At 75.9% G+C, this 10,091-nt stretch carries 7 protein-coding genes; 5 read left to right on the top strand and 2 right to left on the bottom strand.

Features of this window, described 5'->3' with window-relative positions; all coding sequences use genetic code 11:
• Nucleotides 1–1,734 precede the first annotated feature (1,734 nt).
• Nucleotides 1,735–3,870, top strand: coding sequence for a transglycosylase domain-containing protein (locus tag PSD17_RS27655; protein ID WP_339125202.1), 2,136 nt, complete (start codon nucleotides 1,735–1,737; stop codon nucleotides 3,868–3,870).
• Nucleotides 3,871–3,917: 47 nt separating this feature from the next.
• The gene (locus PSD17_RS27650; RefSeq protein WP_132975528.1) at nucleotides 3,918–4,172 is read left to right on the top strand and encodes a hypothetical protein; all 255 of its coding nucleotides are present in this window, start codon (nucleotides 3,918–3,920) and stop codon (nucleotides 4,170–4,172) included.
• On the opposite strand, the gene PSD17_RS27645 is transcribed toward PSD17_RS27650, so the two are convergent.
• Nucleotides 4,160–4,855, bottom strand: a complete 696-nt coding sequence (locus PSD17_RS27645; protein ID WP_013675710.1) for a nucleoside/nucleotide kinase family protein — start codon at nucleotides 4,853–4,855, stop codon at nucleotides 4,160–4,162. The genes PSD17_RS27650 and PSD17_RS27645 overlap by 13 nt on opposite strands.
• 42 nt (nucleotides 4,856–4,897) lie before the next feature.
• Here PSD17_RS27645 and PSD17_RS27640 point away from each other — a divergent pair, with 42 nt between their 5' ends.
• Both PSD17_RS27640 and PSD17_RS27635 read left to right on the top strand, forming a co-directional pair.
• Nucleotides 4,898–6,034 (top strand): DUF3500 domain-containing protein, encoded by a 1,137-nt coding sequence (locus PSD17_RS27640; RefSeq protein WP_339125199.1) that lies wholly within the window; start codon nucleotides 4,898–4,900, stop codon nucleotides 6,032–6,034.
• A gap of 115 nt (nucleotides 6,035–6,149) precedes the next feature.
• On the top strand, nucleotides 6,150–6,890 hold the full coding sequence (locus tag PSD17_RS27635; RefSeq protein ID WP_339125198.1) for a MerR family transcriptional regulator: 741 nt from the start codon (nucleotides 6,150–6,152) through the stop codon (nucleotides 6,888–6,890).
• Here PSD17_RS27635 and PSD17_RS27630 read toward each other — a convergent pair.
• The gene (locus PSD17_RS27630) at nucleotides 6,866–9,388 is read right to left on the bottom strand and encodes a SpoIIE family protein phosphatase (RefSeq protein ID WP_339125196.1); all 2,523 of its coding nucleotides are present in this window, start codon (nucleotides 9,386–9,388) and stop codon (nucleotides 6,866–6,868) included. The two genes, PSD17_RS27635 and PSD17_RS27630, sit on opposite strands and share 25 nt — an antisense overlap.
• Before the next feature lie 143 nt (nucleotides 9,389–9,531).
• Between PSD17_RS27630 and PSD17_RS27625 the strand changes: the two genes are divergently transcribed.
• Entirely contained in the window at nucleotides 9,532–9,927 is a 396-nt protein-coding gene (locus PSD17_RS27625) for an MmcQ/YjbR family DNA-binding protein (protein ID WP_013675714.1), read from the top strand.
• Nucleotides 9,928–10,091 lie beyond the last annotated feature (164 nt).

Genomic DNA, 10,091 nt, shown 5'->3' with positions numbered 1-10,091 from the left:
CCACAGACCCGCACCCGGCAGCCCCGCCCCCCGTCAGCCCCGCCCCCCGTCAGCCCCGCCCTCGACAGACCGCCCCCGATGGACCAGCCCGGCAAACGTGCGAGCAGGCGCGATCGAGTCGACCTGCCCGGTCCGGACCGGCCCGGACGGCGTCCCGCCGCGGTGCCGGCCGCCCGGACTCCGACGAGCGCCCCGGCGGCTCGCGTTCACGGGGGCATGTCGACCGTGTTGACCGAGCGACCACCCCGGCCGAGCGACCGCCCTCCGACGCGTCCGGTCGGGCGGCCGTCGACTACCGGGCGTCGCCGAAACCCGTGCCGTCGGACGGTGCGGTGCCGAATCGGTGACTGCATTCGGGTGATCTCCCGTCGACATGCGCACCGCCCTGTCGACACCTCCCGTTGACCTCACGATCGGTTCGCGACCGGGCACCGGCCCGGCCCGTCGTGGACCACCGTGCCGTCCGGAGAGGAGAGACCGCGGGTGCCGACCGCTCCGACCCCACCTCCTCGACCGCCCCGGTGGCCGCGGGCGGGACGGCCGGGCGACGGCCTCCCGGTCGGTACCCGTTCCGACGCCGGCCGCCTCCCCGGCGCCCGACCGGGCGCCGGCGGCGTCGACCCGGGGAGGGCCGCGACCGGCTTCCCGGAGCGCCCGACCGGCACGGCCGGGGGTCCGGCGGACCGCGGTGGGAACGTCCCGGTGCCGCGCGAGCGCGGCACGGACCCGGGTCTGCCACGGACCGCGCTACCGGGGCTCGCCGCGTCGGCCGGTGCCGGCCGACGGGGCGTTCCTCCGGCGAACGAGCGGGCGACCGCACCGCGGGGCGAGCGGACCGGCGCAACTCCGGGGCCGACCGGGCGCCCGGCAGCCGGCACCCGTGCCACGGCGCGCGACAACGGGTCCGGTCGCCCGACGCCCGGCGACGGCGGCGCGCCGCAGGTTCCGGCCGGGCCTCCACGGTCGACCGAGCCGAGCAGAGCGAACGGCACGCCCCGGCAGCCGGAACGACCCCACCGGCCCGGCACGGCCGCGGACCGCGCCGAGGACGGTGCCCGTCCCGAAGCCCGCCGCCGCGCCGAGGACCACAACCCGTCCCGCCGGCCTGCGGCCGTGCGGAACCGCCGTCCCGACGGCGACCCCGCCACCGCCGCCGTGCGCGGCGCACCGGATCGCGGGACGCCCCCGGCTGCCGAGCCCGGTCCGGCCCGACCCGCAGGCTCGCCGGCAGCGGAGTCCGCCGCCCGCCGCCGGCCCGGCGGGGCAACCACGGACGACGGTCGTGCGCCCGCGGACCGCGGCCGGCGCCGCACCCCGGGCGACGAGACTCCCGGGGAGCGCCCTCCCGGTGAGCGCACCGGTCCACGCCGGCCGGACACCGGCCGCGCCCGCTCGACAGCGCGCACCGACGGGCCCCGAGCCGCCGAGGCCGCCACGACCGAGGCCCGCCACCCCCGGTCCCGCCGCCCCGCGGCCCGCGGCGCCGCACCCACGAGCTCCGGGACGCCCGACCCCGGGACGCCCAACCCCGGGAGGCGCAGCCCCGGCTCGCGCACCGACCGGGACGCCCGCGAGGGGCGCGGACCGCGCCGCGCCCCTGGCCCGGGCTGGTGGCAGACGCCGACGAGCCGCCGCGCCGGCGACACCGGCCCCCGCCGCACCGACGACGCCGCCGAGTCCGACGGCGGCCGCACCGGCCGGCGGCGCGCGGCGCGGCGGCGGACTCCCGCGGAGATGCTGCGCGGCCTGCGCCGGTCGAGCTCGCAGCACCTGCGCCCGCTGTCGCCGGAGGAGCGCCGGATCCGCCGCCGGCGGCGGATCCGGTGGAGCATCATCGGCGGCGTCGCGACCGTCGTCCTCGCGCCCGTGCTGCTCTTCGTCATCGGCTACCTGATCTTCTCCGTCCCGACGCCCGACGAGGCGGTCAACAACCAGGTGGCGGTGGTCTCCTACGCCGACGGCAGCCAGCTCGCCCGGCTCGTCCCCGAGCAGGGCAACCGGGTCAAGGTCCCGATCGACCGGGTCCCGCTGCAGGTGCGGCAGGCCGTCCTCGCAGCCGAGGACCGCACGTTCTACTCCAACCCCGGCTTCGACGTCACCGGCATCCTGCGCGCGGCGTGGAACCAGCTGCGCGGCGGCGCCGGGGGCGGCTCGACGATCAGCCAGCAGTACGTCAAGACGACGTTGGTCGGGGACCAGGCGACGCTCTTCCGGAAGTGGAAGGAGATGATCGTCTCGGTCAAGATCAACCAGGAGCGGTCGAAGGACGAGATCCTCGACGACTACCTCAACGCGATCTACTTCGGGCGGGGCGCCTACGGCATCCAGGCCGCGAGCCAGGCCTACTTCGGCAAGGACGTCGACCGGCTCGGGGTCGCGGAGGGCGCGCTGCTGGCCGGGGTGATCCAGTCGCCGTCGCGGTGGGACCCCGCGATCGACCCGACGAACTCGTTGCGCCGCTGGCAGTTCGTCATGGACGGAATGGCCTCCCAGGGCTGGATCACGCCGCAGGAGCGGGCGCAGGCGACGTTCCCGCAGACCGTCCCGCGCAAGATCGTCTCCGGCAGCGTGCCGACCGACAGCAGCGGGCACATCGTCAACGCGGTCCGCGACGAGCTGGGGTCGCTCGGCATCTCCGACCAGGAGTTCAGCCAGGAGGGCCTGCAGATCACGACGACGATCGACCCGACCCGGCAGAAGCAGGCCGTCGACGCCGCCCACGCCGGGCTGGCGGGACAGCCCGCCGACCTGCGCTCGGCGGTCGTCGCGATCGACCCCGCGACGGGCGGGATCATGGCCTACTACGGCGGTGACAACGGTGTCGGCCTCGACTACGCCCAGGTGCGCAAGCAGCCGGGGTCCACGTTCAAACCGTTCGTCGTGCTGGCCGCACTGATGCAGGACCCGCCGGTCGGGCTGGGCGAGGTGTTCAGCGGCGAGCCGGTGCCCGGGCTGCGCAACGCCGACGGTGCCGACTGCCGGCGCTGCGACGTCAAGCAGGCCATGACGATCTCCAACAACGTCGTGTTCACGCAGCTGGCCCAGAAGGTCGGCCCGCAGAACGTCGCCGACGCCGCGCGGGCCGCGGGCATCACCTCGCCGCTGAACGACCCGGACTCCCGGCTCGCGCTCGGTAACAAGGAGGTCACCCCGGTCGAGCTGGCGTCTGCCTACGCGACGATCGCCGACGGCGGGGTGTACCACGTGCCGCACCTGATCTCGAAGGTCGTGACCTCCGACGGCCGGGTGCTCTACCAGTCCCGGTCGTCCGACGGGGAGCGCCGCTTCCCGGAGCAGGTGGCGCGCAACGTCACCGAGGCGATGCTCGACGTCGCGAGCAACGACGGGCTGACGCTGCCGGGCGTCCGGCAGGTGGCCTCGAAGACCGGCACCGTGCAGTCGCACATCGACGGCCAGAACAACGACGCCTGGATGAGCGGCTTCACCCCCGACGTCGCGACGACGGTCTGGATCGGCACCGACATGAACTCCCCCATCCGGACCGCGAACGGGACGCCGATCTCCGGCGGCACCGTGCCCGGCGAGGTGTGGCGCAACTTCATGGTCGACACGGCGAAGGCGCAGCCGCCGCCCACGTTCGCCCCGTACCGGCCGATCGGCGAGCCGCCGTCGGACAAGCCCCCGGGTGTCGACCCGGACGCCCCGGCCGGGACGACGGCCTTGCCGACGGCCACCCCGACGCCCACCGCCTCCGCACCGCCACCGACGACCGACGCCCCGCCCGCCGCGGCCGATCCCCGCGCAGCGAGCGCGGAGCCGCCGGCCGGCTCGGCCGCCGCCCCGTCGACGACCGCGGAGCCATCGCCCACGACGCCGAGCACGTGCACCCTCGCCCACCCCTGCGGGTGACGGCGCGGGGCCTGCCCGTGGAGGCCCGGGCGGGCTACCGTGGCGGCGTGAGCGCACCGGAGGCGGAGGAACGCCGTTTCGAGGTGGTGGCCTGGATGGCCGACCGCCGGATGGTGCTCTACGTCCCGGCGATCGAGGCGGCCACCAGCGTGCGGGACATGACCGAGGCCGACGACGCCGCCCGCGGCCTCATCGCCGACCTCACCGGCCTGGAGCCGGTCACGATCCGCTGCGACATCCGGGTCGGCCGGGCCGGCGGGCTCGGCCACATGGGCGGTGGGCCGGTCGGCTACGCCGACTGAGGGTCGGGACCGGTCCCGGCCGGCACGTCGTCGCCCACGACGAGGTCGGCGCGACACCGGCTCGCGGCGACGAGTGCGGCGTTGGGGCCGTCGACGTCGCGCACCCAGGACTCGGCGTGGGCGGGTGACTTCCCGAACTCGACGTGCCGTGCGACGAGCCGGCGCAGCCGCTCCGACTCGTCCGGTGCGCAGAACCAGACCTCGTCGAGCGCGTCGCGGACGGGGTGCCACGTCGGGTCGTCGAGCAGCAGGTAGTTCCCCTCGGTCACGACGAGCCGCACCCGCGGCCCGACGTCGACGGCCCCCGCGATCGGCTGCTCGAGATCGCGCTCGAACTGCGGCGCCCAGACGGTGTCGCCGTCGTCGGACCGCAGCCGGCGCAGCAGCGCGGCGTACCCCCCGGCGTCGAACGTGTCGGGCGCGCCCTTGCGTCCGGCACGGCCGAGCCGGCGCAGGGCGACGTCGGCGAGGTGGAAGCCGTCCATCGGGACGTGCGCGACCCACTCCCCCGGGACGCACCCGGGCGGCGGGTCGTCGGCCAGCGCGGCGACGAGCGCCCGGGCCAGCGTCGTCTTCCCGGCGCCGGGAGCGCCCGCGATGCCGAGCAGCACCCGTCGCCGACCGGTGCCGGCGAGCGCGCGTGCCCGCGCGACGAGTTCGACGGGAGCGCGCGACTGGCTCATCAGGAGGCGACTGTACGGGGCCGCGCGTCGTAGGCTCGGTCCATGGTCGTCACCGCCGACGAGACCGCCCGGACCACCGCCACGCAGATGGCGCAGGCCGCCGCCCACTGGTTGGAATCGCTCGATCCGGGGCAACGCCGGATCGGCACCGGAGGGACCCCCGGATCGGACGCCGAGGCCGACAGCGAGCGGCTGCGCTGGTACTACACCCCGACCGACCACGGCGGTCTGACGCTGGGCGCGATGCGCCCGGCGCAGCAGTCGCTGGCGATGCAGCTGGTGTCGTCGGGCCTGTCGCACGCGGGCTACGTCACCGTGTCGACGGTCCTCGGGCTGGAGAACGTCCTCGACCGCGTCGAGGGCTTCAGCGTCGACTGGGGCCACGAGCGCGGGCGCGATCCGCAGCGCTACTACCTGCGCGTCTTCGGGGAGCCGGGACCGTCGGGAGCGTGGGCCTGGCGGTTCGGCGGCCACCACGTGTCGCTCAACAACCTCGTCGTCGACGGCGCCGTCGTCTCGACGACGCCCTGCTTCCTGGGCGCCGACCCCGCGACCTCCCCGCTGCTCGGCCCGGCGCCCCTGCGCCCGCTCGGCGGCGCCGAGGACCTGGCCCGCGAGCTCGTCCGCTCGCTGCCCGCCGACCTCGCGGCGGAGGCCGTGCTGCTCGACCGGGCACCGGCGGACATCATCGGCGGCAACCGGTCCCGCATCGCGACCGGCGACACCATGATCCAGCTGCCCGGCCTCTGGCGGGGGCGCCTGCGAGAACCGCGCCTGGTCGAACGGCTCGACGCGATGAACGAGACCGCGGAGAAGGACAGCGGTTTCGACGAGACCGACCACCAGACCCTCGCACTCGGCGCCCCGCGCGGCGTCCCGGGCGCGGCCCTCGACCCCGCCGGGCGCGAACTGCTCTCCGCGCTGGTGTCGGCCTACGTCGACCGCGTGCCGGCCGGGCTCGCGGTGTGGCCGGACCTCGACGACGTGCACATCGCGTGGGCCGGCCCGACCAGGCCGGGCGAGCCGCACTACTACCGGCTGCAGGCGCCGCGCTTCCTCGTCGAGTACGACAACACCCAGCGCCAGGTCAACCACGCGCACTCGGTCTGGCGCGACCCGGAGTCCGACTTCGGGCACGACGTGCTCGCCGCCCACCGGGACGCGTTCCACGCCGGCTGACACCGCCCCGCAACGGGCGCTCCGAGCTCCGCGGCGCGACGTCCCCCGTCGCGGAGCTTGCGCTTGACGCTGCGTCAAACCCTACCGTCGTTCCTGCACGACGGGAGGACGGACGATGCGCTGGTCGACGGCGGAGGTGGCCCGGATGGCCCGGGTCAGCTCGCGGACGCTGCGGCACTACGACCACACCGGTCTGCTGCGCCCCGCGGGCACCGGCAACGGCGGGCTCCGGCTCTACGGGCGCCCCGAGCTCGACCGCCTGCAGCACATCCTGCTGCTGCGCGAGCTCGGCCTCGGCCTGGCCGACATCGCCGCGGTCCTCGACGGGCAGACCGACGAGGTCGCGGCGCTGCGCCGCCACCACGCACGGCTGCTGTCGGAGTCACGCCGGCTCCGCACGCTCGCCGCGACCGTCGCGCGCACGATCGAGGAACGGGAGGGAGGTGAGGAGATGGCAGCCGAGGAACTGTTCGAGGGGTTCGCGCACGACCCCTACGCGGCCGAGGCGCGCGAGCGCTGGGGCGACACCGCGGCCGATTCCCAGCGCCGGGTCGCCGGCTGGGACGCCGGGCGGCAGCGCGAGGTGATGGCGCAGGGCACGGCGGTGAACGCGCGGATCGCGGAGTTGATGCGCGCGGGCAGCCCGGTCGACGACGCCGCCGTGCAGGCGGCCGTGGCGGAGCACCACGCGTGGGTCCGGCACTTCTGGGAGCCGAACCGCGAGGCCTACATCGGGCTGGGCGAGCTCTACGTCGACGATCCGCGGTTCACCGCGACGATCGACCGTGACGCGCCCGGTCTGGCGGTCTACCTGCGCGACGCGATGCGCGTCTACGCCGACCGCGAGCTCGCCTGAGCGGCCTGCCGATCGGCCGTGACCTGCTGGTCGGTGAGCTGCCGACCGGTGCCCTGGTGATCGGTGCCCTGCTGATCGGTGCCCTGCTGATCGGTGCCCTGCTGATCGGTGCCCTGCTGATCGGGAGGCCCCGCCCGCACCGCGAGGACGACGACGTCGTCCCCGGTGTCGGCCGTGCTGCCCCGTACGACCGCGTCGCAGAACCGGTCCAGGGGCAGTTCCGACGCCGCGCCCGCGAGCCGCAGCAACGCGTCGGTCGCGGCGTCGTCGGGGTCGTCGCGGCGCTCGTAGAGCCCGTCGGTGTAGAGCAGCAGGGTCGAGCCGGGCGGGAGCGCGAGCTCGTGGTCGTGCCGGGGCATCCCGGCGTCGACCCCGATGACGACGTCGACCGGGACGTCGAGCACCCGCACGTCGCCACCCGGCGCCACGAGCAGCGGCGGCGGGTGCCCGGCGCTCGACCACCGGAACACCGCGTGGTCACCCGTCCACAGCACCCGGCCGTAGACGAGCGTCGTGAACCCGGTGACGCCGAGCCGCGACGCCACCCGGTCGAGCCTGGCGACCACGTCCGAGGGTTCCCGCTCGGTGTCGTAGGCCAGCGCGCGCAGCATGCTGCGCAGCTGGCCCATCGTCGCGGCGGCGGTGAGGTCGTGCCCCGAGACGTCGCCGACGGCGAGCGCGAGGTCGCCGCCGGGCAGCCGGAACGCGTCGTACCAGTCCCCGCCGATCTGCAGCTCGGCCGCCGCCGGGAGGTAGCGGGCCTGCACCTCGAGGCCGGCGATGCCGATCTCGGCGGGCCGCGGCGGTTCGGTGAGCATCGCGTTCTGCAGCGCCAGGGACACCTCCCGGGTGCGCTGGACACGGCGGGTGACCTCGACCGCGGCCGACACCCGCGCCGCCAGCTCGACGACGAGCGCCCGGTCGTCGTCGGTGTAGGCGGGCCGGTCCCCGCAGGCCAGGAACATCACGGCGGCGACGACGAGCCCGCCCGACACGACGGGCGCCGCGAGACAGGAGTGCAGACCGGCCGCCCGGCCCCAGTCCCACATCTCCGCCGTGCCCGCCCACTCCTCGCGCGACGTGGTCGCGCTGTCGAGCACGGCGGTGCGGTCGCGCACCGCCCGCGACACCGGGTGCGCGGCACCGAAGACGAACCGGTCGACCGCCGGCGGTGGCGGGGCGAACCCGGGCGCGGTGCGCGAGACGGACCGGACGCCGGTCAGGACGGCGCCGCCCGCGGTCACCGGCTCGACGAGGTAGACCCGGCACAGGTCGGCGTACTCGGGGACGACGGTCTCGGCGAGCGCGGTCAGCCCGCCCTCGGGGTCGTCGGCCCCGTTGACGGCCAGTGTCGCCCGGGCCAGGACGTCGAGCCGCTGCCGCGCCCGCACGCTCGCGTCGATGTCGCTCTCGGTGCCCACCCACTCGACGACGGCGCCCGTCTCGTCGCGCACGGCGACGGCCCTGGCCCGGTGCCACCGGTAGCCGCCGTGCGCGCCTCGCAGCCGGGCGGTGTGGGAGAAGCGGTGGCCGGTGGCGACCGCGTCGAGCCAGGCAGCACGCTTGGACGGGCGGTCGGCCGGATGGACCGCGTCGAGGAACCCCCAGCCCAGGTACTCCTCCCGGCGCTGGCCGGTGATGGCCCGCATGCTCGGCGAGTCCTCGACGGCGCTGCCGTCGGCGGCCCGGATCCACACCGCCGCGCTGGTCGCCTCGACGAGGCTCTGGTACCGGGTGAGCAGCCGCTGCCGCTGCGCGGCGACGTCGGCCAGCTCCTCACGGGTGCGGTCGGCGTCGGTGACGTCGATGACGACGAGCCCGACGCCCATGACCGCCCCGCCCTCGTCGCGGACCGGGTAGGCGTCGATGGTCCAGGACTTCTCCGGACCGCGCCCGTGCCACAGCCGCCCGGTCATCCGGGTGCGCAGCCGTGGCCTGCCGTCGGCGAGCACCTCGCGCAGCAGTGCGGTGATCCGGGCCCCGGTCTCGCCGTGCGCCTCCTCCAGCGTGCGGCCGATGCGGTCGTCGGCGGTGCCGCCGTCGATCGTCGCGACCGCCTTGTTGACCCGGCGGTAGCGCAGCTCGGTGTCGAAGTAGGCCAGCCCGACGGGGGCGGTCTCCCACAACGCGTCGAGCAGCGCGAAGGCCTCGTCGCCGACCCGGCTCTCCGACAGGTCCCGCAGTACGCCGACGACGGCGGGCCCCGGCCCGGTGCGCGGCACCGCGCGGAACCACAGCACCCGGCCGGACGGCACCGCCGCGGGGAACCGGCCCTCGACGCGCCGGCCCGCCGACAGCTGCGCCATCACCGACGCGGCGACATCGGTGTCGACGACGGCGTCGGTCGCCCGCTGCGCACCGAACCCGTTGCGCCCCAGTACCCGCTCCGCGGCCAGCCCGGTGAGCTCGGCCGCGGTCGCGTTCCAGACCAGCACGGACCCGGCGGCGTCGAGGGCGAACAGGCCGACGGGCGCCGCGTCGATCATCGCGGCGGCCATGCCGTCCCGTCCCTGCAGCGTCGCCTCCCCGGGTCACGGCCCCAGTGGCGCCGTCGTAGTCGGGCGCAATCGTAGGGGCGCCGCTGGCGTCGGAGCACCTCCGGACTGGCGGTGTCGCGGCTGCGCACGGGAGGGTGACGTGCGTGAACGCCATCGACGCCGACCCGGACCCGCTCGGCCGGCTGCGCGCCCTGTGCACGGCGCTGCCGGGGGTCACCGAGCGGACGAGCCACGGCGAGCCGACGTGGTTCGTCCGGAAGGTCTTCGTCACCTACGCCGATCACCATCACGACGACCGGGTCGCCTTCTGGTGCGCCGCCCCGCCCGGGGCGCAGGAGGCGCTCGTCGCCGCGCACCCGGACCGGTACTTCCGCCCGCCCTACGTCGGCGGCCGGGGCTGGCTCGGCGTGTGGCTCGACGTGCCCGTCGACTGGGACGAGATCGCCGAGATCGTCCTCGACGCCTACCGGGAGATCGCCCCGCGCACCCTCGTCGCGCGGCTGTCCGCGCCCCCGGACGACGGTGTGAACGGTCGTTAACCCCACCACCTATCATCGGCTCGTGCAGGAGGCGGTGGTTCCGGCGACGATCGAGGTCGGCGGCGGTCGGTACGAGTACGAGGACGTCCCCGGCGCCGAACCCGCGCTGGTGCTGCTGCACGAGGGCCTCGGCTCGGTCGGGCTGTGGCGCGGCTTCCACCGCG

It is taken from the genome of Pseudonocardia sp. D17 (genome assembly GCF_036984265.1).
Lineage (GTDB): Bacteria > Actinomycetota > Actinomycetes > Mycobacteriales > Pseudonocardiaceae > Pseudonocardia > Pseudonocardia benzenivorans.
This window is presented reverse-complemented; position numbering and strand designations above follow the sequence as displayed.

What these genes read in the sequence shown, in the direction of transcription:
- PSD17_RS27640 (WP_339125199.1), top strand. Translation starts at nt 4,898, where the DNA reads ATGGTCGTCACCGCCGACGAGACCGCCCGGACCACCGCCACGCAGATG.
- PSD17_RS27630 (WP_339125196.1), bottom strand. Translation starts at nt 9,388, where the DNA reads ATGGCCGCCGCGATGATCGACGCGGCGCCCGTCGGCCTGTTCGCCCTC.
- PSD17_RS27635 (WP_339125198.1), top strand. Translation starts at nt 6,150, where the DNA reads ATGCGCTGGTCGACGGCGGAGGTGGCCCGGATGGCCCGGGTCAGCTCG.
- PSD17_RS27645 (WP_013675710.1), bottom strand. Translation starts at nt 4,855, where the DNA reads ATGAGCCAGTCGCGCGCTCCCGTCGAACTCGTCGCGCGGGCACGCGCG.
- PSD17_RS27655 (WP_339125202.1), top strand. Translation starts at nt 1,735, where the DNA reads ATGCTGCGCGGCCTGCGCCGGTCGAGCTCGCAGCACCTGCGCCCGCTG.